The 23,418-nt window shown below is 73.6% G+C and carries 23 protein-coding genes; 14 read left to right on the top strand and 9 right to left on the bottom strand.

The window, feature by feature from the left end; all coding sequences use genetic code 11:
- The first annotated feature begins 15 nt into the window (after window positions 1-15).
- Window positions 16-1,014 (top strand): MipA/OmpV family protein, encoded by a 999-nt coding sequence (locus tag PKC53_RS13905; RefSeq protein ID WP_324429589.1) that lies wholly within the window; start codon window positions 16-18, stop codon window positions 1,012-1,014.
- Here the strand turns inward: PKC53_RS13905 and PKC53_RS13900 are convergent.
- From PKC53_RS13900 to PKC53_RS13885, 4 genes are read right to left on the bottom strand one after another with little or no spacing between them, the layout of a single operon-like run.
- Window positions 1,002-2,006, bottom strand: a complete 1,005-nt coding sequence (locus tag PKC53_RS13900) for a bifunctional riboflavin kinase/FAD synthetase (protein ID WP_324429586.1) — start codon at window positions 2,004-2,006, stop codon at window positions 1,002-1,004. The genes PKC53_RS13905 and PKC53_RS13900 overlap by 13 nt on opposite strands.
- Before the next feature lie 7 nt (window positions 2,007-2,013).
- Entirely contained in the window at window positions 2,014-2,739 is a 726-nt protein-coding gene (locus PKC53_RS13895) for a pseudouridine synthase (protein ID WP_324429584.1), read from the bottom strand.
- A gap of 6 nt (window positions 2,740-2,745) precedes the next feature.
- Window positions 2,746-3,021, bottom strand: coding sequence for a cytochrome c (locus PKC53_RS13890; protein WP_324429583.1), 276 nt, complete (start codon window positions 3,019-3,021; stop codon window positions 2,746-2,748).
- On the bottom strand, window positions 3,018-5,069 hold the full coding sequence (locus PKC53_RS13885; RefSeq protein ID WP_324429581.1) for a glutamine--tRNA ligase: 2,052 nt from the start codon (window positions 5,067-5,069) through the stop codon (window positions 3,018-3,020). The genes PKC53_RS13890 and PKC53_RS13885 overlap by 4 nt, the downstream gene beginning before the upstream one ends.
- A 170-nt stretch (window positions 5,070-5,239) precedes the next feature.
- Here PKC53_RS13885 and PKC53_RS13880 point away from each other — a divergent pair, with 170 nt between their 5' ends.
- Window positions 5,240-8,743 carry a patatin-like protein gene (locus PKC53_RS13880; protein WP_324429579.1) on the top strand — a complete coding sequence of 1,168 codons (3,504 nt, stop codon included), beginning with the start codon at window positions 5,240-5,242 and terminating at the stop codon, window positions 8,741-8,743.
- A 36-nt stretch (window positions 8,744-8,779) separates the two neighbouring features.
- On the opposite strand, the gene PKC53_RS13875 is transcribed toward PKC53_RS13880, so the two are convergent.
- Both PKC53_RS13875 and PKC53_RS13870 read right to left on the bottom strand, forming a co-directional pair.
- A complete protein-coding gene (locus tag PKC53_RS13875) occupies window positions 8,780-9,256 on the bottom strand; it encodes a cupin domain-containing protein (RefSeq protein WP_324429577.1) in 477 nt (158 codons plus the stop codon).
- Window positions 9,257-9,261: 5 nt separating this feature from the next.
- Window positions 9,262-9,876 (bottom strand): sigma-70 family RNA polymerase sigma factor, encoded by a 615-nt coding sequence (locus PKC53_RS13870; RefSeq protein ID WP_324429575.1) that lies wholly within the window; start codon window positions 9,874-9,876, stop codon window positions 9,262-9,264.
- Between the two features lie 224 nt (window positions 9,877-10,100).
- Between PKC53_RS13870 and PKC53_RS13865 the strand changes: the two genes are divergently transcribed.
- Both PKC53_RS13865 and PKC53_RS13860 read left to right on the top strand, forming a co-directional pair.
- Entirely contained in the window at window positions 10,101-10,604 is a 504-nt protein-coding gene (locus PKC53_RS13865; RefSeq protein WP_324429573.1) for an SRPBCC family protein, read from the top strand.
- Window positions 10,605-10,621: 17 nt separating this feature from the next.
- Window positions 10,622-11,026 carry a nuclear transport factor 2 family protein gene (locus PKC53_RS13860; RefSeq protein WP_324429571.1) on the top strand — a complete coding sequence of 135 codons (405 nt, stop codon included), beginning with the start codon at window positions 10,622-10,624 and terminating at the stop codon, window positions 11,024-11,026.
- A gap of 5 nt (window positions 11,027-11,031) precedes the next feature.
- On the opposite strand, the gene PKC53_RS13855 is transcribed toward PKC53_RS13860, so the two are convergent.
- The gene (locus PKC53_RS13855; RefSeq protein ID WP_324429569.1) at window positions 11,032-11,529 is read right to left on the bottom strand and encodes a DUF1499 domain-containing protein; all 498 of its coding nucleotides are present in this window, start codon (window positions 11,527-11,529) and stop codon (window positions 11,032-11,034) included.
- 21 nt (window positions 11,530-11,550) lie between these two features.
- Window positions 11,551-13,038 carry a helicase HerA-like domain-containing protein gene (locus PKC53_RS13850; RefSeq protein ID WP_324429567.1) on the bottom strand — a complete coding sequence of 496 codons (1,488 nt, stop codon included), beginning with the start codon at window positions 13,036-13,038 and terminating at the stop codon, window positions 11,551-11,553.
- An 89-nt stretch (window positions 13,039-13,127) separates the two neighbouring features.
- On the opposite strand from PKC53_RS13850, the gene PKC53_RS13845 reads away from it, so the two are divergent.
- From PKC53_RS13845 to rng, 9 genes are read left to right on the top strand one after another with little or no spacing between them, the layout of a single operon-like run.
- Window positions 13,128-13,859: a YebC/PmpR family DNA-binding transcriptional regulator gene (locus PKC53_RS13845; RefSeq protein ID WP_324429565.1), complete on the top strand. Its 732-nt coding sequence runs from the start codon at window positions 13,128-13,130 to the stop codon at window positions 13,857-13,859.
- A 7-nt stretch (window positions 13,860-13,866) separates the two neighbouring features.
- A complete protein-coding gene (purD, locus tag PKC53_RS13840; RefSeq protein WP_324429563.1) occupies window positions 13,867-15,168 on the top strand; it encodes a phosphoribosylamine--glycine ligase in 1,302 nt (433 codons plus the stop codon).
- Window positions 15,168-15,785 (top strand): 1-acyl-sn-glycerol-3-phosphate acyltransferase, encoded by a 618-nt coding sequence (locus PKC53_RS13835; RefSeq protein WP_324429561.1) that lies wholly within the window; start codon window positions 15,168-15,170, stop codon window positions 15,783-15,785. The genes purD and PKC53_RS13835 overlap by 1 nt, the downstream gene beginning before the upstream one ends.
- A gap of 24 nt (window positions 15,786-15,809) precedes the next feature.
- Window positions 15,810-16,763 carry an oxygen-dependent coproporphyrinogen oxidase gene (hemF, locus tag PKC53_RS13830; protein WP_324429559.1) on the top strand — a complete coding sequence of 318 codons (954 nt, stop codon included), beginning with the start codon at window positions 15,810-15,812 and terminating at the stop codon, window positions 16,761-16,763.
- Window positions 16,764-16,782: 19 nt separating this feature from the next.
- Window positions 16,783-17,397 (top strand): nicotinate (nicotinamide) nucleotide adenylyltransferase, encoded by a 615-nt coding sequence (nadD, locus tag PKC53_RS13825; RefSeq protein ID WP_324429557.1) that lies wholly within the window; start codon window positions 16,783-16,785, stop codon window positions 17,395-17,397.
- A complete protein-coding gene (gene rsfS / locus PKC53_RS13820) occupies window positions 17,398-18,039 on the top strand; it encodes a ribosome silencing factor (protein ID WP_324429555.1) in 642 nt (213 codons plus the stop codon). It abuts the gene before it with no gap.
- A gap of 18 nt (window positions 18,040-18,057) precedes the next feature.
- Window positions 18,058-18,537 (top strand): 23S rRNA (pseudouridine(1915)-N(3))-methyltransferase RlmH, encoded by a 480-nt coding sequence (rlmH, locus tag PKC53_RS13815; RefSeq protein WP_324429554.1) that lies wholly within the window; start codon window positions 18,058-18,060, stop codon window positions 18,535-18,537.
- 49 nt (window positions 18,538-18,586) lie between these two features.
- Window positions 18,587-19,207: a nucleoside triphosphate pyrophosphatase gene (locus tag PKC53_RS13810; RefSeq protein ID WP_324429552.1), complete on the top strand. Its 621-nt coding sequence runs from the start codon at window positions 18,587-18,589 to the stop codon at window positions 19,205-19,207.
- Between the two features lie 26 nt (window positions 19,208-19,233).
- Window positions 19,234-20,715, top strand: coding sequence for a ribonuclease G (gene rng / locus PKC53_RS13805; RefSeq protein WP_324429550.1), 1,482 nt, complete (start codon window positions 19,234-19,236; stop codon window positions 20,713-20,715).
- Between the two features lie 42 nt (window positions 20,716-20,757).
- Here rng and PKC53_RS13800 read toward each other — a convergent pair whose 3' ends face one another.
- On the bottom strand, window positions 20,758-20,997 hold the full coding sequence (locus PKC53_RS13800; RefSeq protein WP_324429548.1) for a hypothetical protein: 240 nt from the start codon (window positions 20,995-20,997) through the stop codon (window positions 20,758-20,760).
- Between the two features lie 115 nt (window positions 20,998-21,112).
- Here PKC53_RS13800 and dnaE point away from each other — a divergent pair.
- Window positions 21,113-23,418: DNA polymerase III subunit alpha (gene dnaE / locus PKC53_RS13795; protein ID WP_324429546.1), on the top strand; the 2,306-nt coding region annotated here is incomplete at its 3' end.

The following is a 23,418-nucleotide window of genomic DNA, read 5'->3' as shown; positions in this document are numbered from 1 at the left end:
GGTCGGCAGCACCCCTTGCGGGGCGCCCTCGGCGAGGTGGGAGGCGCAGGCCGGCGGCCTGCCGCGGCGTCAGCGGCGCGGCGGCTGAATTCGGTCGCGCGTGGTCTGCCGGCGCGTCGCGGCGCGCGTGCGCTTGGCCTTCAGCTTTGCACGGTACGATGCCATTGCATGAGATTCTATCGGTCCCGTCGGCTGCATCGGTCCTGCGGACTCGTGCTGGCGTCGGTCGCGCTGCAGCACGTCGCACCCGCGGCCATCGCCGCCGACGCCGCGGCCGGCAGCGTCGAGCGTCCGAAGTTCGAAGCGGCGATCGGCCTTCGTGGCGGCTACGGCGCCGAGTACCTGGGGGCCGACATCCGTGCGCTCGACGCGAATCCGGCGCTCTACCTGCGCTATGGGCGGGTCAGCCTGAGCTCGGCGTCGGGGCTGGTCGACCGTCGCAACGACGACGTGATCCGCGGGCTGGGCGTCGACCTCTCGCGCACCGAGCGCCTGCGCGTGGGACTTTCGCTGCGCTACGACCCGGGGCGCAGCAGCGTCGGGCGCGAAGGACTGGCAGGCGTCGGTGGGGTGTCGTCGACGCTGCGCGTGCGCATGCTCATGCAACGACGATTCGACAGCGGGCTGCGCTTGGGTGCAGCCTTCAACACCGACGTGCTCGGGCGCGACGGCGGGGCGCTGCTCGAGATGTCGGTCGGCTTGCAGCGGCGCTTGTCGTCGTCGCTGCGCTGGAACACCTCCGGCGTGCTGAACTGGGGCAACCGGCGCTACATGCGCAGCTACTTTGGCGTCGATGCGGATGAAGCGTCCTCCAGCGGCCTTGCGCGGTATGCACCGTCGTCGGGATGGCGAGACCTCGGTCTGTCGACCCAGCTGCGATACGACCTCGATGCGCGCTGGTCGATGACCGGCGGCCTGTCGCTCGACCGGCTGCTCGGTCCGGCGCGCGACAGCCCGTTCACGCGCTCGGCGACCAACGCGGGACTGTCGTTCGGCGTGATCTACTGGCTGTGACGGGGCCCGGCGCCGGCCCACCAGCGCCGCGCCTCGGCGACGTCGGCGGCGATGCCCTCGCGCAGCGCGTCGATCGACGCGTAGCGCCGCTCGTCGTGCAGCTTGTGCAGCAGCTCGACCTGCACGACGCGGCCGTAGGCCTCGCCCAGCGCCGGCGGCCAGGCCAGGCAGTGGACCTCGAGCAGCACGCGCCCGGCGTCCTCCACCGTCGGGCGCACGCCCAGGCTGGCGACACCGGGCAGCGGCGCGTCGCCGAGCCCGTGCACTTGCGCGACGAAGATGCCGCCGGCGGCCGGGCGCGGATGGCCGAAGCGCAGGTTCAGCGTGCGAAAGCCGTCGCCGGTGCCGGCGGCGCTCTCGCCGAGCGCGCGACCGAGCTTGCGCCCGTGCACCACGTGCCCGCTGATCGCGTACGGCCTCCCGAGCAGCGCCGCGGCCTGCGCCATGTCGCCGTCGGCCAGCGCCTGGCGCACCGCCGAGCTCGACACGCGCAGCCCGTGCACCTCGTAGCTCATCATGCGCGCGACGTCGAAGCCGTGGCGGGCGCCGCTGGCGTCGAGCAGCGCGTAGTCGCCGGCGCGCCTGGCGCCGAAGCGGAAGTCGTCGCCGACCAGCACGTAGCGCGCCTTCAGGCCGCGCACCAGCACGTCGTCGACGAAGGCTTCCGGCGGCAGCGCGGCGAGCCGCCGGTCGAAGCGCAGCACCACGGTGCGGTCGATGCCGCAGCGCCGCAGCTCGGCGAGCTTGTCGCGCAGCGTCGCGATGCGCGGCGGCGCGGCGTCGGCGCGCCCGGCCAGCACGGCGAAGTGGTCGCGCGGGTGCGGCTCGAAGGTCAGCACGCAGCTGGGCACGCCGCGGTGGCGGGCCTCGTTGGTCAGCAGCGCGAGCATCGCCTGGTGGCCGCGGTGCACGCCGTCGAAGTTGCCGATCGTCAGCGCGCAGCCGGCGCCGTCGGCCAGCTCGCGATGGTGCACGCCGCGAAAGATCAGCATCGGGGCATTATCGTGACGTGGCGCCGGCGTCGATGCCGATCGCCGCGCGTTCGTCGGCGCGCGCCCAGCGCCACGCGCCGGGGGGCAGGTCGGGGTCGAGCGTCAACGCGCCGAAGACACTGCGGTGCAGCGACTCGACGCGGTTGCCCGCCGCGGCGACCATGCGCTTGACCTGGTGGTAGCGGCCCTCGGTCAGCGTCAGTCGCAGCGCGCGCTCGCCGGTGCGCTCGCACGCCGCGGCGCGCACCGGCTGCGGTTCGTCGACGAGTTGCACGCCGTCGACCAGCGCCTGCGCCAGCGCGGGTGTCGCCGGGTGCTTCGTCGTCACCTCGTAGACCTTGGCCACGTGCCGCTTCGGCGACGTCAGCCGGTGGATCAGCGCGCCGTCGTCGGTGAGCAGCAGCAAGCCGGTGGTGTCGGCGTCGAGCCGGCCCACCGGCTGCACGCCGCGGCGACGCAGCGGCGGCGGCAGCAGCGCGAGCACGCTGGGGTGGTGGCGCGGGCGCTGCGAGCACTCGACGCCGGCCGGCTTGTGCAGCAGCAGCAGCGCGCGCGCGTGGTAGGGCCAGCGCTGCCCCCGCACGTCGAAGGTGTCGCCCTCGGCGACGTCGACCTCGGCGTCGGGGTCGTCGACGACGCGTCCGCCGAACGAGACCTCGCCAGCGGCGACCAGCGCGGCGCACTCGCGCCGCGTGCCGAAGCCCTGTCCGAACAGCAGCTGCGCCAGGCGCATCGCGCCTCAGCGGCCGCCGCGCAGCTGCAGCAGGTAGGCGATGATCGCGTCGCGATCGTCGGCGTCGGCGGCGTGGTGGCGCGGTAGCAGCGTCTCCAGGCGGCGGCGCATCTCGTCAGGCGTGCCCAGTGCGCGCAGCGTCTCGCCGATGCGCGCGACGCTGTGGCACTGGACGCAATGGCGCCTGTACAGCGCCTCGCCGTCGTGCGCGAGCGCCGGCGTCGCCACCGACGTCGCCAGCGTCGCGGCCAGCACCGCGGTGGAGCACGGCAAGCGGGTCATCGCGCCCAGCCGTCCTTCAGTCCGGTGATGCGGTTGAACACCGCCCGGGCCGGGCCGTGGGCGACGCGGTCGGCGACGAAGTAGCCGTGGCGCTCGAACTGGAAGCGGTCCTCGGGCTGCGCCGCGGCCAGCGACGGTTCGACGTAGCCCTGCACCGTGTGCCGGCTGCCGGGGTTCAGCACCGCGTGGAAGTCGCGCCCGCCGGCGTCGGGCTGCGCCTCGGTGAACAGCGGCTGGAACAGGTGCACCGTGGCGGGCAGCGCGTCGTGCACGCCGACCCAGGTGATCACGCCCTTGACCTTCACGCGGTCGGCGCCGGGCGTGCCGCTCTTGGTGTCGGGCACGACCCGCGCGAGCACCCGACTCACGCGACCGTCGGCGCCGGTCTCGGCGCCGGTGCACTCGACGACGACGCCGTACTTCAGCCGCACCGCATTGCCCGGGAACAGGCGGTGGAAGCCCTTCGGCGGCTCGGCGGCGAAGTCGTCGCGCTCGATCCACAGCGCCGGGCCCAGGCTGAAACCGCGTGCGCCGAACTGCGGCTGCTGCGGGTGCGCCGGCGCGCTGCACGGCTCGCGGTGGTCGTCGCTGCCGAACACCTCGGCCCAGTTGGTCAGCTCCAGGCGCACCGGGTCGAGCACCGCCATCGCGCGCGGCGCGCGGCCCTCGAGGTCGTCGCGCAGCGCGATGTCGAGCACGCCGTAGTCGATCCAGCTGTCGGCCTTGGACACGCCGATGCGCTCGGCGAACAGGCGGATCGCCTGGGGCGTGTAGCCGCGGCGGCGCAGGCCGACGAGGGTCGGCATGCGCGGGTCGTCCCAGCCGTCGACGATGCGCTCGTCGACGAGCTGGCGCAGCTTGCGCTTGCTGGTGACGACGGTGGTCAGGTTCAGCCGCGCAAACTCGTGCTGATGCGGCAGTTCGAACGGCTCGGGCAGTTCGGCGCGCAGCGCGTGCTCGAGCAGCGGCGTGAACTGCTCGGGGTGGCGGTGCAGCAGCTCGAAGAACGCCGGCAGGTCGCGCAGCACCGCGTCGCGGTCACGCTCCCAGCGCACGAACAGCGCGCGCATGCGACCCTCGGGCTCGCTGGCGAACAGCTTGGCGGCGTGGTTGTGGCAGGCCAGCGCGAACTCCTTGCCGGCCTCGACGCCGCGCTGCGCGATCTGCTCGACCAGCGCCTTCGCGCGCGCGAACTGCGGGGCACGCAGCACCGGCACCAGGCGCTCGAGCGTCCAGTCGTAGAACGGGCGCTGGTCCTCGAACTCGAGCGTGCAGATGCTGTGCGTGATGTTCTCCAGCGCGTCCTCGATCGGGTGCGCGTAGGCGTACATCGGGTAGATGCACCAGCGCTCGCCGGTGTTGTGGTGCGACGCGTGTTTGATGCGGTAGATCGCCGGGTCGCGCAGGTTGATGTTCGGCGACGCCATGTCGATCTTCGCGCGCAGCACCATCGCGCCATCGGGGTGCCGGCCGTCGCGCATCTCGCGAAAGCGCGCCAGGTTCTCGTCGGCGCTGCGGTGGCGGTACGGGCTGTCGGCGCCGGGCGTGGCGAAGTCGCCGCGCGCGGCGCGCATCTGCTCGGGCGTCTGCTCGTCGACGTAGGCGTGCCCGGTGGCGATCAGGTGCTCGGCGCAGCGGTACATCGTGTCGAAGTAGTCGCTGGCGTAGAACAGGTGCGACACGCCGTTCGCCTCCCAGCTCCAGCCCAGCCACTTCACCGCGTCGACGATTGCGTCGACGTACTCCTGCTCCTCCTTCTCGGGGTTGGTGTCGTCGAAGCGCAGGTGGCACACGCCGCCGTAGTCGCGCGCCAGCCCGAAGTTCAGGCAGATGCTCTTCGCGTGGCCGACGTGCAGGTAGCCGTTGGGCTCGGGTGGGAAGCGCGTGCGGATGCGCGCCGGGTCGGGCCGGCCGCTGGCCGCGTGGTGGCTGGCGTCGCCGGGCGTGCCGGCGAACAGCCGGTGCGCGAGGCGACCGTCGGCGAGGTCGCGCTCGATGATCGTGCGCAGGAAGTTGCCGGCGGGCTTGGAGGCTTCGGGGGCGGACATGGCGGGCTTTCGCAGCTTCGGCGGCGCCGGCCGGGCGGGCCGACCGATGCCGCGCAGGGCCGCCGGATTCTATCGAGCGCCCTCGCGCCATCCCCCGTCTCGCAGTCTTGTCGCGCGCGGGGGACGCGGCGCAACATGCCTCGCGTCGACGGGGGCACGCGGAGGGTGCGATGACCGGACAGGCGACGGCGCAGGCGCTGCAGTACGACAGCGAGGTGCGCTTCGGCGTGGTGATGTACGGCGGGGTGTCGCTGGCGATCTACATCAACGGCGTGGCCCACGAGCTGTACGAGATGGCCTGCGCGACGCCGCGCCCCGGCACGCCGCCCGACCCGCGCGAGGGCACGCGCCGCGTGTACCGCTGGCTGGCGGCGCTGCTGGGAGACATGTCGCTGCGCCACGATGCCTGCCGCTGGCTCGCCGAGCACCCCGGCACCGGCATCGAGGACTTCTTCGAGCAACCGGACGTCGCTGCGCGGCTGCCGACCGCGGTGCACAAGCGGTTCGTCGTCGACGTGGTCGCGGGCACCTCGGCCGGCGGCATCAACGGGTTGTTCCTCGCCAAGGCGCTGGCCAACGGCGAGCCGTTTTCGCCGCTGCGCGACCTGTGGATCCGCGAGGGCGACGTCGACAAGCTGATCAACGACCGCGGCTCGCGTCGCGATGACGCGTCGCTGCCACCGGTGGCGACGCAGCCGGCGTCGCTGCTCAACAGCGACCGCATGTACCGCCGCCTGCTCGACGCGATGGCGGCGATGACACGCGAGGCGGCCGCACGCGGCGGCGCGCCGGTGGCCGACGAACTCGACCTGTTCGTCACCACCACCGACATCCGCGGCAGCGTGGTCGGCCTGCGGCTGGCCGACAAGCTCGTCGGCGAACGCCGTCACCGCCAGGTGTTCCACCTGCGCCACCGCGCGGCAGGACCGCCGCTGGCGCGCAACGACCTGGCGCCGCAGAACCATGCGTTCCTCGCCTACGTCGCGCGCTGCACCTCGTCGTTTCCGTTCGTGTTCGAACCGATGACCCTCGACGCGATCGAGCGCGGCGGCGGCGGCGCCGTCGGCGACGCGCAGCGCAGGCGCTGGCGCGCGCTGCTCACGCGCACCGAGGGGCTCGACGGCCGCGTCGACCCGCTCGAGCGCGCCTACGGCGACGGCGGCTACCTCGACAACAAGCCGTTCGGCCACGCCATCGACGCGCTGAGCAAGCGCGAGGCCGAGTTGCCGGTCGAGCGCAAGCTGGTGTACATCGAACCGTCGCCCGAGCACCCCGAGGACGCCGAACTCGCGCGCGGGGGCCGCCGCGAGCCGACTCCCGACGCCGTGCACAACGCGCTCGCGGCGCTGCTGACGATCCCGCGCGCCGAGACGATCCGCGAAGACCTCGAGGCGGTGCTGCTGCGCAACCGGCGCATCGAGCGCGTCGACCTGATCGTGCGCCAGGGCGAGGCCGACCTCGAGGCCGGCTCCGGCGACGACCCGTACCTGCGCGCGCTCGCCGCCGACGGCACCCGCGCGCCGGCCTGGGACCGCATGCGCCTGGCCGACCTGCGGCGCTACTACGGCGACGCGTTCCTGCCGTACCGGCGTCTGCGCGTGTACACGACCACCGACAAGCTGGCCGAGCGGCTCGCGCCGCTGTGGGGCATCGACGTCGAGTCCGACCACTGGTACGCGCTGCGCACGCTGGTGCGCGTGTGGCGCGAGCGCACGTTCTGCGGCGACACGCTGCCCGACGCGCCGGGCCCGCACGCCGACGCGGCCCCGGCGCCGACGATGAACACCTTCCTGTCGATGTTCGACCTGCGCTACCGCACGCGGCGGCTGCGCTTCCTGCTGCGCCGCATCGACGCGTTGTGGCGGCTGACGCTCGAGCACGACGGCCAGGCGCTGCGCCGCCCGGTGGCGCAGATGCCCGAGCTGCACCAGCGGCTGGTCAAGCGGCTGAAGGACCACCAGCTCGACCTCGAGGCGTTGCGCGAGCACGACCGGCTCGACAACGCGCGCGCCGCGCTGGTGCAGCTGCGCGCTCGTTTCATCGCCGCGCGCGACGAGGTGCTCGCCGCCGAGCTCGAGCTGCACGACCTCGGCGGCGCCGCGGCGCACGAGCAGCGCCACCTGCTGGCGTTGCTGCTGCGCGACGTGCTCGACCGCGTGCTCGGCGCCCCCTGCGCGCCGCGCGACGACGCCGATGCGCGGCCGCGGCTGCGCGAGCACCTGCCCGCCGACGTCGCCGACCAGCTCGACCGCGCCGACGCGCTGCCGCAGGTCGACCGTTCGCTGCAGGAGCGCGTCGTGGCACGCGCACGGTTGCTGTACGACGCGATGACCGCGCGCGAGGCCACCGCGCTGCAGAAGGCGCTGGTCGCCGACCTCGACGGGCTCGGGCGGATGGTGCGCGACCTCGTCAAGGGCACGCCGCAGCGCCAGGCGCTGGCGGTGGTCGGCGCGCTGCTCGGCCGCCCGCGCTGGGAGTTCGACGTCGCGCACGACGGCACGCTGCTGCCGCGCGTGACCGTCGACGACGTCGGCGACGCCACGCTCGACACCCCCGAGGGCCGCATCCTGCGCCGCCTGCTCGGCTGGTACGTGCTGCGCTTCGACAGCTTCGACCAGATGAGCCTGCCGCTGTACTACGGCACCGACACGGGCGAGCCGGCCACCGTCGACGTGGTGCGCATCAGCCCCGAGGACGCCACCGCGATCGTCGACGAACGCGCCGGGCGCCGGCGCCGCAAGCTCGCCGGCACCGCACTGGGCAACTTCGGCGGCTTCCTCGACGAGCGGTGGCGCCGCAACGACATCCTGTGGGGCCGGCTCGACGGCGCCGAGCGGCTGATCCACGCGCTGCTGCCGTCCGACGCGTTGCAGGGGCTGCGCGGCGCGCTGGTCGACGCGGCGCAGCGCACAATCGCACGCGAGCTGCTGGCACCGGCCGAGCGCGCGCAGCTCGGCGGCGTCGTGCTCGGCGCGCTCGACCAGCTGCGCCGCGACACCGAGAAGGCCGCCGCCGCGGCGGCGCCGCGCGTGCACGACCACGCGAAGGCGCGCATGCATGCGCTGCTGCAGGCGCTCGACCTGGGTGACCCGGCGCGCCGCGGTCACGTCGAGCGCGTCGTCGGCAGCCTGTTCGACGACCGCGGACTGCTCGAGTACTTGCGCTCGGCGCACGAGGTCGACCGCCGGCTCGACCCGAAGCGCACGATGCGCCAGGCGGCGCGCGCGCTGACTGTCGCGGGACGTGTCCTCGAGGGCGTGGCCGATGGCAGCGACGTGCAGCCGCTGCTGCGCTGGACCTCGCGCATCGGGCTGGTCGCCCAGGGCGTGCTCACCGCCGCGGTGCCGGGCAGCCTGTGGGCGCTGGTCAGCCGTCACTGGCTCACGCTGCTCTACCTGTTCGAGGCGGCGATGGTGCTCATCGGCACGCTGCTGGCGTCACCCGACATGCGCGCCGCCGGCCTGACGGCGTTCGCCGTCACCGCCATCGTGCACGGGGCGATCGTGTTCGCCCGCGACCTGATGCGCGAGAAGCCGCCGTGGCGCAGCAAGGTGGTGTGGCTGTCGATCGTCTTCGTCGCGACGCTGGCCGGCGCCGGCGGCTGGGCGCTGCACAAGGTGCCGCTCGAGTGCCTGCGCCCCGCCACCGAATGCGTGCGCGTCGACGGGCGCTGAGCGCCGTGCCGGCGCGCCAGGGGCCCCGCGCGGTGGTCAGAGCGCGTCCGCCGCCGCGGGCACGGCCCCGCGCAGGTAGATCGTCGCGCCCCCGTCGGTGCTGATGCGCGCATGCAGCGAGCCGGCACGCGCCAGGTGGAACGCGCCGGCGCCGAGTTCGATCGCCTCGCCGATGCGAAGCCGCCCCTGCAGCACGACACACTCCTCGTCGATCGGGTGCCGGTGCGGCGGGATCGCCGCGCCGGCGTCCAGGCGCAGCAGATAGGCCATTGCGCCGTCGTGTTGGTGCAGCACCTTGATGTGCACGCCGTCGGCGAACGGCCGCCACGTCCCGCCGTCGGCCGGCACGCTGAGGTGGCCTTGGTCGGCGGCAATGCGGCGCAACACGCGGCGCCGGATGCGCGCGCGGGCGGCGTCGGCGACGGCATCGGGTGCCGGCTGCGCCGACAGCCGCTCGACGCCGTCCGCGTCGAGGCGGTCGTCGCCGTCGGTCGGGGGGGTGGTGGCAGACATCGTCGTCAGCGCGCCAGCGGCGCCAGCAGGTCGCGCAGCTTGTGCTGCGCGCGAAGGATCGCCGATTTGACGGTGCCCAGCGGCAACCCGGTCGATCGGGCGATCTCGGCGTGGGTCCAGTCGCGGAAGTAGGCCAGCGCGAGCAGCCAACGCTCCTGCGCCGACAGCGTCGCCAGCGCCGCGTGCAGGCGCGAGCCGCGTTCGGCGAAGTCGAGCAGCGCGTCGGGGCCGGCGGCGTCGTCGGCGACCGCGTCGCCGTCGCCGTCGGCGAGCGGCGCGTGCGCGCGCAGCTGCTCGCTGCGGCGCTGGTCGAGCGCGCGGGTGCGAACGATGGCCAGCAGCCACGACACGGCGCTGCCGCGCGCGGCGTCGAAGCGCGCGCGCTGCTGCCAGGCCTGGACGTAGGCGTCGGCGAGCACGTCGTCGAGGTCGGCGTCGGCGACGATGCGCCGCGCCAGCGCGTGCGCGTACCCCAGCGTCGCGTCGTAGAAGGCGTCGAACGCCGCGGCGTCGCCGGCGGCGCAGCGCGCGAGCAGCGCGGCGAGTTCGCGGTCGCGGTGCTCGCGCGCCACGTCGGCGCCGCGCGGCGGCGATGGGTCGGCGGCGGTGGACGGGGCCACGGTGCGGCGGTCTTGTGACGTCGCGCGCCACACTAGCACCGCGGCGAACGCCCGCCCATCCCCAGGCGCGCGGCGCGCATCGGCGTTCGGCAGCGCGGTGTCCAGCGTTGGCATGGCCGGTATACGCGGCGCGGCCGGTGGTGGATGCATCCGCCGGCGCGTTGCGGCCGTAGACGCAGCATGCGGCGCCACGGCGGTGCCGCGATCGCACCGCAGGGGCCGCGATGCCGCGATTCGCCGAAGTCCGTCACAGCGAGTGGATCGCCGCCGCGCCGGCCGTCGTGCGGGCGCAGTTCGCCGACCTCGACCACCACATCGCCGCCGGCGTGCACCCGAAGCTGCGCTTCACGGTGCTGGCGCGCCGACCGCCGGGCGGCGCGCGCTTCGAGCAGCGCGTGCGGCTGCTGGGCGTGCCCGTGCGCGACGTGTTCGAGCGCTCGGTCGACCCCGAAGGCGGCATCGTCGACACCGCCGTCGCCGGCTTCAACCGCGGCGGCAGCGTCGTGTTCGCGTTCGCCGCCGAGCCGCGCGACGGCCGCGACGGCACCCGCGTCGACATCCGCGTGCGCCTGCCGCTGCCACCGCTGGTCGGGGCGCTGCTGCGCCCGCTGCTCGAGGCGCAGGTGCGGCGCGAAGTGCGTGCCGCGGCGCTGGAGGACAAGTTCGACATCGAGCAGCGCGGCTACCCGGCCGCCCGCTCGGCCACCGGGCTGCGGCTGGCAGCCTGAACGCCTGGAGACCCCGCATGACCCCGATCGAGACCGTGCAGCAGATCTACGCCGCGTTCGGCCGCGGCGACGTGCCCTACATCCTGTCGCAGCTCGCCGACGACGTCGAGTGGGAGTACGCGACGTTCCCCAACCCGGTGCCGTGGCTGCAGCCGCTCCAAGGGCGCGACCGGGTGCCGACGTTCTTCGACGCGCTGCTGTCGCGCGTCGAGATGAACGTGTTCTCGCCGCGGCAGTTCTTCGCCGACGCGCGCACCGTCGTCGACCTCGTCGACGTCGAGTTCACCGTGAAGGCCACCGGCAAGCGCGTCGTCGAGCCCGAGGCGGTGCACATCTGGCACTTCGACGACGCCGGCAAGGTCGCGCGCTTCCGCCACCGCGTCGACACCTGGCAAAGCGCGCTGGCGCTGCAGGGCGACTGACGGGGTCAGCGCGGCGCGGCGAGCTGTCGGCGCAGCACCTCGATGCGGGCGCGGTTGGCGCCGAAGTCGCGCCGCCCGAGGCGCGACGCCGAACGCACCTGCACGGCGCCGGCGTCGGCGTCGGCCCAGAACTCGGCGTCGTCGACGAAACGCAGCCAGCGGGTCGTGAACTCGACGCGCAAATAGTCGTCGCGCCGTTCGACGATGCGAGCGTCAGCACGCGCCGCGAGCAGTGCGGCCAGCCGCGCGATCGTCGCGCGCGCGTCGCCGTCGGTGGCCGGCAGCGGGTCGACGTGCGCGTCGATGCGCCGCGGATGGCCGGGGTGCCGGGCGGACTGGCTGCTGACGCTGTTGGGCGTGGCCGACGGTGGCTTCAGCCACCCGTCGCGCACGCCGAGGTCCGTCGGCGCCGCGCCGCGCAGCAGCCCGGCCTGCCCGGCGGCAAGCAGTGCGAGCGGCAGGGCCAGCGCCAGCGCCGCCAGCGCGCGCACGCGGCGGCGCATCGGTGCGCGGCGACGGCGGCATCAGCGTCGGCGCCCGCCGAGCAGCCCGCCGAGCACGCCGCGGATGATCTCGCGCCCGATCGTCGTGCCCATCGTGCGCACCGCCGACGTGGCGGCGGTCTCGAGCATGCCGGGTCGTCGGCCGCCGCGCGGGCCGGTGCTGCCGAACAGCACGTCGCCGAGCCCGCCGCCCTTGGCGGCCTCGGGCTGGGGCTGCGCCGCCATCGCCGCCTCGGCCTGCCGGCGCAGCGACTCGTACGCCGACTCGCGGTCGACGGTCTTGTCGTACACGCCGGCGACCAGCGACCCGGCGACCAGCGCGCGGCGCTCGCCGGCGTCGATCGGCCCGATGCGGCTGCCCGGCGGCAGCACGTAGACGCGCTGCGTGATGCCGGGGCGGCCCTTCTCGTCGAGCAGGCTCACCAGCGCCTCGCCGACGGCGAGCTCGGTGATCGCGGTCTCGACGTCGAGCTTCGGGTTGGCGCGCATCGTGCTTGCCGCCGACTTGACCGCCTTCTGGTCGCGCGGCGTGAACGCGCGCAGCGCGTGCTGCACGCGGTTGCCGAGCTGGGCGAGCACGGTGTCGGGGATGTCCAGCGGGTTCTGCGTCACGAAGTACACGCCCACGCCCTTGCTGCGCACCAGTCGCACGACCAGTTCGATGCGCTCGACCAGCGCCTTCGGCGCGTCGGCGAACAGCAGGTGCGCCTCGTCGAAGAAGTACACCAGCTTCGGCTTGTCGAGGTCGCCGACCTCGGGCAGCTGCTCGAACAGCTCCGACAGCATCCACAGCAGGAAGGTCGCGTACAGCCGCGGCGAGGTCATCAGCCGGTCGGCGGCGAGGATGTTGACCACCCCCTTGCCGCCGTCGGCGGTCTGCATCAGGTCGGCGATGTCGAGCATCGGCTCGCCGAAGAACTTGTCGCCGCCCTGTTCCTCGAGCTGCAGCAGCCCGCGCTGGATCGCGCCGACGCTGGCGGCGCTGATGTTGCCGTACTCGGTGGTGAACTGCTTGGCGTTCTCGCCGACGTGCTGCAGCATCGAGCGCAGGTCCTTCAGGTCGAGCAGCAGCAGGCCGTTGTCGTCGGCGATGCGGAACACGATGTTCAGCACCCCCGACTGCGTGTCGTTGAGCCCCAGCATGCGGGCGAGCAGCAGCGGACCCATGTCGGAGACGGTCGCGCGCACCGGGTGGCCCTGCTCGCCGAACACGTCCCACAGCGTCGTCGGGCACGCCGTCGGCTCGGGCGCCGGCAGGCCGCGGTCGGCGAGGATCTTCGCCACCTTGTCGGGCAGGGCGCCATGCTGGCTGATGCCGGCGAGGTCGCCCTTGACGTCGGCCATGAACACCGGCACGCCGATGGCGCTGAAGCTCTCGGCGAGCTTGTGCAGCGTGACCGTCTTGCCGGTGCCGGTGGCGCCGGTGATCAGGCCGTGGCGATTGGCCAGTGCCGGCAGCAGGTGGCACTGGATGTCGCCGTGCTGGGCGACGAGGATCGGCTCGGCCATCGGGGTTCTCCTGGGGGTGCCCGGTAAAATCGCGGCAGTCTATACAAACGAGGCCGGCGCGCCATGCGGTGCCCGGTGAGGAGTCCCCGATGGCCGGTCACTCCAAGTGGGCCAACATCCAGCACCGCAAGAGCCGCCAGGACGAGAAGCGCGGCAAGGCGTGGACGCGGGTGATCCGCGAGATCATGGTCGCCGCGCGCAGCGGCGGCGGTGACCCTGCGGCCAACCCGCGGCTGCGCCTGGCCATCGACAAGGCCAAGGCGGTCAACCTGCCGGCCGACACGGTCAAGCGCAACATCGACAAGGCCACCGGCGCGCTCGAGGGCGTCAGTTACGAGGAGATCCGCTACGAGGGCTACGGCATCGGCGGCGCGGCGATCATCGTCGACTGCATGACCGACAACCGCGTGCGCACCGTGGCCGAGGTGCGCCATGCGTTCAGCAAGCACGGCGGCAACCTCGGCACCGAGGGATCGGTGGCGTTCCAGTTCAAACACTGCGGCCAGTTCGTGTTCGCCCCCGGCACCAGCGAGGACCAGGTGATGGAAGTCGCGCTCGAAGCCGGCGCCGACGACGTGGTCACCGGCGACGACGGCTCGATCGAGGTGCTGACCCCGCCGGCGGCGTTCGAGGCGGTGCGCGACGCGCTCGGCGCCGCCGGGTTGAAACCCGAGGTCGCCGAAGTGACGATGCGCGCCGAGAACTCGGTCGAGCTCGCCGGCGAAGACGCGCAGCGCATGCGCAAGCTGCTCGACGCGATCGAGGACATCGACGACGTGCAGGACGTCTACCACAACGCCGACCTCGGCGACGAGGCGTGAGGCGCCGATGAAGGCGCTGGTGATCGGCGGCGGCGGCCGCGAACACGCGCTGGCGTGGAAGCTGGCGCGCTCGCCCAAGGTGCAGCAGGTGCACGTGGCGCCGGGCAACGGCGGCACCGCGCTCGACGCGCAGCTGCACAACGTCGCGCTGACCGACCCCGCGGCGCTGGCCGACTTCGCGCAGGCCTCGGGCGTCACGCTGACCGTGGTCGGCCCCGAGGCGCCGCTGGCCGCCGGCGTGGTCGACGTGTTCCGCGCGCGCGGGCTGCGCATCGTCGGGCCGACGAAGGCCGCCGCGCAGCTCGAGAGCTCGAAGGCCTTCGCGAAGGACTTCATGCGGCGCCACGGCATCCCGACCGCGGAGTACCGCACCTTCGCCGACGCCGCCGAGGCGCACGCGCACGTCGAGCGCAGCGGCGCGCCGATCGTGATCAAGGCCGACGGGCTGGCGGCGGGCAAGGGCGTGGTCGTCGCCACCACGCTGGCCGAGGCGCACGAGGCGATCGACTTCATGCTGCAGGGCAACCGCCTGGGCGTGCAGCACAACGCCGAGGGCGCCCGCGTGGTGATCGAGGAGTTCCTCGACGGCGAGGAGGCGAGTTTCATCGTGCTCACCGACGGCAAGACGGTGCTGCCGCTGGCCTCCAGCCAGGACCACAAGCGCCTGCGCGACGGCGACCGTGGCCCGAACACCGGTGGCATGGGGGCGTACTCGCCGGCGCCGGTGGTCACGCCGAACGTGCATGCGAAGGTGATGCACGAAATCGTGCAGCCGACGATCGCCGGCATGGCCCGCGAAGGCATGCCTTTCACCGGCTTCCTCTACGCCGGCCTGATGATCGACGCGCAGGGCCGGCCGAAGACGGTCGAGTTCAACGCCCGCCTGGGCGACCCCGAGGCCGAGGTGATCCTGATGCGGCTGAAGAGCGACCTCGCCGACGTGCTGCTGCACGCCGCCCACGGCACGCTCGACCAGGTGTCGCTGCAGTGGGACCGGCGCACCGCGCTGGGCGTGGTGATGGCCGCACACGGCTACCCGCTGAACCCGCGCAAGGGCGATGCCATCGACGGCCTGCCGCCGCCGGCCAGGGACGACGCCGAGGTCGACGCGATGGTGTTCCATGCCGGCACGGCGCGCGCCGACGACGGGCGCATCGTCACCAGCGGCGGGCGCGTGCTGTGCGTGACGGCACTGGGCGAGTCGGTGAAGACCGCGCAGCAGCGCGCGTACGACGTGCTGCGGCCGATCCACTTCGACGGCGCGCAGTGGCGCAGCGACATCGGCCACCGCGCGATCAAGCCGCGCTGATGGACACGCGCGGCCCGCAGCCGATCGCCTCGCGCCCGGTGCAGCTGCGCGGCAGCCGGCTGGCGCGCGCGCTGCTGCGCGCCCTCGGCTGGCGGCTGCAGTTCGACGGCCTGCCGGCGCGTCAGGGCGTGGCCGTGGTCTACCCGCACACCTCGAACTGGGACTTCGTCGTCGGCGTGCTCGCGAAGTGGGCCATCGGCGTGCCGGTCGTGTTCTGGGCCAAGGGCACGCTGTTTCGCGTGCCGCTGTTCGGCCGCTGGCTGCGCTGGCTCGGCGGCGTGCCGGTCGACCGTCGCGCGCCGGCGGGCGCCGTCGGCGCGATGGTGCGGCGCATGCGCGAGGCGCGCGATCGCGACGCGTTCCTGTGGCTGGCGCTGGCGCCGGAGGGCACCCGATCGCGCGCCGCAGGCTGGCGCAGCGGCTTCTACCGCGTCGCCGTCGACGCCGGCGTGCCGCTGCTGCTCGCGCAGCTGGACTTCGCACGCCGCTCGGTCGGCGTGCGCGAATGCCTGCGGCTGAGCGGCGACGCCGCAGCCGACATGGCCGCGATCGCGCGCGCCTACGCCGGCGTGCGTGGGCGCCGTCCGGCGCTGGCGTCGCCGGTGCGACTGACCTGACCCCGGATGCGAGGAGCCCCGCGCATGCCGCCCGACACCGCCGCCGTGCGCGACTACCTGCGCGGCCTGCAGGCGCGCCTGGTCGGCGCGCTGCAGTCCGAGGACGGCCGCCCGTTCATCAGCGACGGCTGGACGCGCGGGCCCGACGAGCGGCTGCAGGGCGACGGGCTGACGCGGCTGATCGAGGACGGCGGCGTGTTCGAGCGCGGGGGCTGCAACTTCAGCCACGTGCGCGGCCCGGCGCTGCCGCCCAGCGCCACGCAGCACCGTGCCGAGCTGGCCGGTGCGCCGTTCGAGGCGATGGGCGTGTCGCTGGTGCTGCACCCGCGCAACCCCTACGTGCCGACCGCGCACATGAACGTGCGCATGTTCGCCGCGCTGCCGGCGGACCGCGAGCCGGTGGTGTGGTTCGGCGGCGGCATGGACCTGACGCCGTACTACGGCTTCGACGACGACGCCCGCCACTTCCACCGCACCTGCCGCGACGCCCTGGCACCTTTCGGCACCGAGCTGTACCCGCGCTTCAAGCGCTGGTGCGACGACTACTTCTTCCTCAGGCATCGTGGCGAACCGCGCGGTGTCGGCGGGGTGTTCTACGACGACTTCGCCGAGCTCGGCTTCGAGCGCAGCTTCGCGATGACGCGCGCGGTGGGCGACGCGTTCGCCGACGCCTACCTGCCGATCGTGCGCCGCCGCCGCGAGCTGCCGTACGGCGAGCGCGAGCGCGACTTCCAGGCGTACCGGCGCGGACGCTACGTCGAGTTCAACCTGGTGTTCGACCGAGGCACGCTGTTCGGGCTGCAGAGCGGCGGTCGCACCGAGAGCATCCTGATGTCGATGCCGCCGATCGTGAAGTGGCGCTACGCGTGGCAGCCGGCGCCGGGCACGCCCGAGGCGCGTCTGTACACCGACTTCCTGCGTCCGCGCGACTGGGTGGCCGACGACGCTGCGGCCGGCGAGCCGGGGCCGGGCGCATGACGCGGCGGGCGCGGCGCGCGTGAGGATCGGCCTGTTCGGCGGCAGTTTCGACCCGCCTCACCTGGGGCATCTGGCGCTGGCGCGGCAGGCGCGCGACCAACTCGGGCTCGACGAGCTGCGCTGGGTGCCCGCCGGCGACCCGTGGCAGAAGGCCGACCGGCAGCTGGCGCCGGCGAGGCATCGGCTCGCGATGGTCCGGGCGTTGACCGCCGGCGAGCCGCGCATGCGCGTCGACGACGTCGAGACGCGCCGCGCCGGGCCGAGCTACACGATCGACACCGTGCACGCGCTGCACGCGGAACGGCCCGGCGCGACGCTGGTGCTGGTCATCGGGCAGGACCAGTACGCGCGGCTGCCGACCTGGCACCGCTGGCGCGAACTGGTCGACGCGGTGACGCTGGCCGTGGCGGCACGCGGCGGCGCGCAGGTGCAGCCGCCCGACGAACTGGCGCCGCTCGCGCACCGCGTCGAGGTGCTGGCGATGCCGCCGGTGGCGGTGTCGTCGACCGCGGCGCGCGCGGCGGCGGCCGCCGGCGCCGACCTGCGCGCGCTGGTCGGCGGTGCGGTCGCCCGTTATATTGCCCGGCACGCGCTGTACCGCGGCGCGCCGCCTCCCCCCCACCGCAGGAGCTGAATGGACATCCGCAAGCTGCAGCGAGCCATCGTCGACGGACTCGAAGACGTGAAGGCGCACGACATCGTGGTCTTCAACACCGAACACCTGTCGCCCCTGTTCGAGCGCGTGATCATCGCCTCGGGCACCAGCAACCGGCAGACCAAGGCGCTGGCGTCGAGCGTGCGCGAGACCGTCAAGTCGCGCGGGCTGCCGGTGCTGCGCACCGAGGGCGAGGACAACGGGGAGTGGATCATCGTCGACTGCGGCGCCGCGGTGGCGCACATCATGCAGCCGCAGATCCGCGAGTACTACCACCTCGAGGAGATCTGGGGCGGCAAGCCGGTGCGCATGAGACTCGGCGACGTACGCGCCACGGCGCTGCCCAAGGCCTCCGCCGACACCGGCGTGGCGGCGCGGCCGTCCGCGCGGGCCAGGCCGGCGGCGAACGCGGCGCCCCGCACGCCGGCGAAGCCGGGCAAACGCACCGCGGCGCCCGCCGCCGGCCGCGGCACGCGCGCCGCCGCGGCGGCATCGCAGGCGAAGGCTGCCGGTGGTCGCCGCACGAGCGCGAAGACGGCGAGCTCGCCCGCCAGCCGGCCGGCGAGCGCGAAGCGTGTCGGCGCCGCGAAGAAGGCGGCGCCCCGCCGGCGCGGCGGCTGAGACGCGGGCCGGCGGAAGGTGCGGCTGTGGGTGATCGCCGTCGGCCAGCGCCAGCCGGCCTGGGCCGACGCGGCCTGGCAGGATTTCGCCAGGCGCTTCCCACCGGAGCTCAGGCTCGAACTGCGGGCCGTGAAGGCCGAGCCGCGTCAGGGCGGCAAGCCGGTGGACGCGTTGAAGGCCGCCGAGGCGCAGCGCATCGAGCAGGCGCTCACCGCGGCGGGGCGCAGCCTGCGCCGCGTCGTGCTCGACGAGCGGGGCGTGCGCGTGACGACCGCGCAGCTGGCGGCACGGCTGGCGTTCTGGAAGGGCGACGGGCGCGACGTGGCGTTCGTCATCGGCGGGCCCGACGGGCTCGACGCGACGCTGCGCGCGTCGGCCGACGAGACGCTGCGCCTGTCGGACCTGACACTGCCGCACGCCTTCGTGCGCGTGCTGCTCGCCGAGGCGTTGTACCGCGCGTGGTCGCTCGACAGCGGGCACCCGTACCACCGCGAATGACGCCGTCGCCCGCTGCGCGCACCGCGGCCCCGCGGCGATCGCCCGGCCCGTGACCGTCGAGCCTTTCGTCTGGCTCGCTTCGCAGAGCCCGCGGCGGCGCGAGCTGCTGACGCAGATCGGCGTGCGCCACGCGCTGCTGCTGCCCGACGCCGACGAGGACGCCGAGGCGCTCGAGGCCGAGCGCCCCGGCGAAGCGCCCGAGGACTACGTGCAGCGCGTCACGCTCGCCAAGCTCGACGCGGCGCTCGCGCGCCGTCGCCGCCGCGCGCTGCCGTCGGCGCCGGTGCTCGCCGCCGACACCACGGTGGCGCTCGGGCGGCGTCTGCTGGGCAAGCCGGCCGACGCCGGGCAGGCGCGCGAGACGCTGCGCGCGCTGTCGGGGCGCACGCATCGCGTGCTGACCGCGGTGGCGCTGGCCTGGCCGCTGGCGCCGCGCGTGCGCGTGCAGGCGGCGCTGAGCGTGTCGCACGTGCGCTGGCGCGAGCTCGCCGACGCCGAGATCGACGCCTACGTCGCCGGCGGCGAGCCGATGGGCAAGGCCGGCGCGTACGCGATCCAGAGCGGCGCGGCGCGCTGGACGGCGCACATCGACGGCAGTTACAGCGGCATCATGGGGTTGCCGCTGTACGAGGTCGACGCGCTGCTCACCTCGTCGGGTTGGCGCCGCTGACGGCCGGCGCGGCTACCATGCCGGCCATGCAAGACATCCTGATCAACTGGACGCCGCAGGAGACGCGGGTGGCCGTGGTCGAGAACGGCGCGGTGCAGGAGCTGCACCTCGAGCGCGCACTCGAGCGCGGGTTGGTCGGCAACATCTATCTCGGCAAGGTGGTCCGCGTGCTGCCGGGCATGCAGAGCGCCTTCGTCGACATCGGCCTCGAGCGCGCGGCGTTCCTGCACGTGGCCGACCTGTTCGGCGCGCGCGGCGAGCCCGGCAACGGCAACACGCCGCCGCTGCCGATCGAGAAGCAGGTCTTCGAGGGTCAGACGCTGACGGTGCAGGTCATCAAGGACCCGATCGGCACCAAGGGCGCGCGGCTGTCGACGCAGATCAGCATCGCCGGGCGGCTGCTGGTGTTCCTGCCGCAGGACCGGCACATCGGCATCTCGCAGCGCATCGGCTCGCACGAGCTGCGCGAACAGCTGCGCGCGCGTGTGCAGGCGCTCGCGTCGCTGGCCGACGCCGGCGGCGCGCAGGCCGGCGGCGGCTTCATCCTGCGCACGAACGCCGAGGACGCGTCGGACGCCGAACTGGCCGACGACATCGCCTACCTGCGCAAGACCTGGGCCGCGATCCGCGAGCGCGGCTTCGCGCAACCGCCGGGCACGCTGCTGCACCAGGACCTGACGCTGGCCGAGCGCGTGCTGCGCGACCTGACCAACGAGCACACGCAGACGATCCGCATCGACTCGCGGCTGCAGTACGAGCACCTCGTGGCCTTCGGCCGCGCGTACACGCCCGGCGCGGTCGACAAGCTGCAGCACTACCAGGGCGAGCGCCCGGTGTTCGACCTGTACAACGTCGACGACGAGATCGCGCGAGCGCTGGCGCGCCGCGTCGACCTGAAGAGCGGCGGCTACCTGATCATCGACCAGACCGAGGCGCTGACCACGGTCGACGTCAACACCGGCGGCTACGTCGGCGCGCGCAACTTCGACGACACGATCTTCAAGACCAACCTCGAGGCCGCCGGCGCGATCGCGCGCCAGCTGCGGCTGCGCAACCTCGGCGGCATCATCATCGTCGACTTCATCGACATGGCGCGCGAGGAACACCAGGCGGCCGTGCTGGCCGAGTTCCGCAAGCAGCTCGCGCGCGACCGCACCAAGGTCACGGTCGGCGGCTTCACGCAGTTGGGCCTGGTCGAGATGACGCGCAAGCGCACGCGCGAGAGCCTGGCGCACATGCTGTGCGAGCCGTGTCCGACCTGCGACGGCCGCGGCCAGGTGAAGACCGCCCGCAGCGTGTGTTACGACATCCTGCGCGAGATCCTGCGCGAGGCGCGCCAGTTCGACCCGAAGGAGTTCCGCGTCGTCGCGCACGCCACGGTGGTCGAGATGCTGCTCGACGAGGAGAGCCCGCACCTGGCGGGACTGAGCGAATTCATCGGCAAGCCGATCTCGCTGTCGGCCGAGCCGTCGATGAACCCGGAGCAGTACGACATCGTGCTGATGTAGGCACGCGTCGCCGGCCCGGCCGCGCAGCCGCCGCTTGGCGACTCAGGCGCGGGTCAGCGTGATCCCGCGCGAGGCCACGCGCATCGCGCCGTCGCGCGCCACGTCCACGACCTCGCCGCTGTCGAGCCGGTACTCGACGACCCCGGTCGGCTCCCAGTGCTCCTGCGCGTCGGTGGCCAGCGTCTGGTCGGGACGCAGGTGCTCGTAGGCCATGACCTTGTAGGTCGCGCCGTCGCTGCCGCGGGCCGCGAACGACTCGAGAAGGTGGAACTTGCGGTCCATCGGGACTCTCCTGCACCGTCGGTGACACGCCGGCCGGGCCGGCCCCGGCCGATTCTGGGAGCAGGTCGGGCCGCTGCCAAGCGATGCCCGAGCGCGGCTGCCTAGAATGGCTGCGATGTCCTTCGTGCACCTGCGCATCCACACCGAGTACTCGGTCGTCGACGGCACCTTGCGCGTCGACGCCGCCGCCGAGGCGGCGCGCGCCGACGGCCAGCCGGCGCTGGCGATCACCGACCTGAACAACCTGTTCGGCGCGGTCAAGTTCTACAAGGCCTGCCGCGCCGAGGGGGTCAAGCCGCTGGTCGGTGCCGACCTGTGCATGGAACCGCTGCCCGACGGTGCCGTCGACGGCGTCGGCGCCGACAAGGCACCCAGCCGCCTGCTGGTGCTGGTGCAGCACGACCGCGGCTACCTGAACCTGTGCGAACTGCTGGCGCGCGGCTGGACGACGAACGTGCAGCGCACGCAGGCCTGGATCAAGTGGCAGTGGCTGGCCGAGCTCGGCGACGGGCTGATCGTGCTGTCGGGCGCCGACGCCGGCGCGGTCGGCGCGGCGCTGCTGGCCGGCGACGGGCGCCGCGCGGCGGCCCTCGCGCGCCACCTCGCGGCGCTGTTCCCGCAGCGCTTCTACCTGGAGCTGCAGCGCGCCGGTCTGCCGACGAACGAAGCGCACGTGCGCGCCGCGGTGCCGCTGGCCGCCGAGCTCGGGCTGCCGGTGGTGGCCACGCATCCGGTGCAGTTCCTCGAGCCCGACGACTTCGACGCGCACGAGGCGCGCGTGTGCATCGCCGAGGGCGAGACGCTGGCCAACCCGCGCCGCGTGCGCCGCTTCACGCGCGAGCAGCACTTCAAGACCGCGGCGCAGATGCGCGCGCTGTTCGACGACGTGCCGTCGGCGCTGGCCAACGCGGTCGAGATCGCGCGTCGCTGCAACCTGACGCTGACGCTGGGCAAGCCGCAGTTGCCCGACTTCCCGACCCCGGCGCTCGCCGACGGCAGCCGCATGCCGATCGCCGACTACTTCCGCCAGCTGTCGTTCGACGGGCTCGAGCAGCGGCTCGTGGCGCTGTACCCCGACGACGCCGAGCGCGAACGGCAGCGCCCGCGCTACGTCGAGCGGCTCGAGTTCGAGATCGCGACGATCCTGGAGATGGGGTTCCCGGGCTACTTCCTGATCGTCTCGGACTTCATCACCTGGGCCAAGACCCACGGCTGCCCGGTGGGTCCGGGGCGCGGGTCGGGGGCCGGGTCGCTGGTGGCCTACGCGCTGGCGATCACCGACCTCGACCCGCTGCGCTACCGACTGCTGTTCGAGCGCTTCCTGAACCCCGAGCGCGTGTCGATGCCCGACTTCGACATCGACTTCTGCCAGGCCCACCGCGAGCGAGTGATCGACTACGTGAAGGCCAAGTACGGCCGCGACGCGGTCAGCCAGATCGCCACCTTCGGCACGATGGCGGCGAAGGCGGCGCTGCGCGACGTCGGCCGCGTGCTCGGCATGGGCTACGGCCACGTCGACAGCATCGCCAAGCTCATCCCCGCGCCGCCGGGCAAGACGGTGACGCTGGCCCAGCTCCCCGACAGACCCGACCTGGGGCTGATCTACGCGCGCCGCGAGGAGCCCGAGATCGACCGCCGCGAGGCCGCCGACGAGGAGGTGGCCGAGCTGCTCGCGCTGGCCACGCGCGTCGAGGGCATCGTGCGCAACATCGGCATGCACGCCGGCGGCGTGCTGATCGCGCCGGGCAGGATCACCGACTTCTGCCCGCTGTACCAGCAGCCCGGCAGCGACAGCGCGGTGAGCCAGTACGACAAGGACGACGTCGAGGCGATCGGGCTGGTCAAGTTCGACTTCCTCGGGCTGGCGACGCTGACCATCCTCGAACTCGCGCGCGAGTTCATCGTCGCGCGCGGCGCGCGCCCGGCCGGCTTCGCCTACGAAGCCGTGCCGCTCGACGACCCGGCGGTCTACAGGCTGTTCGCCGACGGGTTGACCGAGGCGGTGTTCCAGTTCGAATCGCCGGGCATGCAGCGCATGCTGCGCGAGGCCAAGCCGAGTCGCCTCGAGGACCTGATCGCGTTGAACGCGCTGTACCGCCCGGGGCCGATGGACCTGATCCCGACCTTCGTGGCGCGCAAGCACGGGCGCGAGCCGGTCGAGTACCCGCACCCGCTCGTCGAGCCGGTGCTCGCCGAGACCTACGGGATCATGGTCTACCAGGAGCAGGTGATGCAGGTTGCGCAGATCCTGGGCGGCTACTCGCTCGGCGGCGCCGACCTGCTGCGCCGCGCGATGGGCAAGAAGAAGCCCGAGGAGATGGCCAAGCACCGCGAGACCTTCCGCGCCGGTGCCGCGGCCAACGGCATCGACGCCGCGAAGGCCGACGAGATCTTCGACCTGATGGAGAAGTTCGCCGGCTA

It is taken from the genome of Azohydromonas sp. (assembly GCF_035325925.1).
Lineage (GTDB): Bacteria > Pseudomonadota > Gammaproteobacteria > Burkholderiales > Burkholderiaceae_C > Calidifontimicrobium.
The sequence above is the reverse complement of the archived record's forward strand: the minus strand, read 5'-3'. Positions and strand labels throughout refer to the sequence as shown.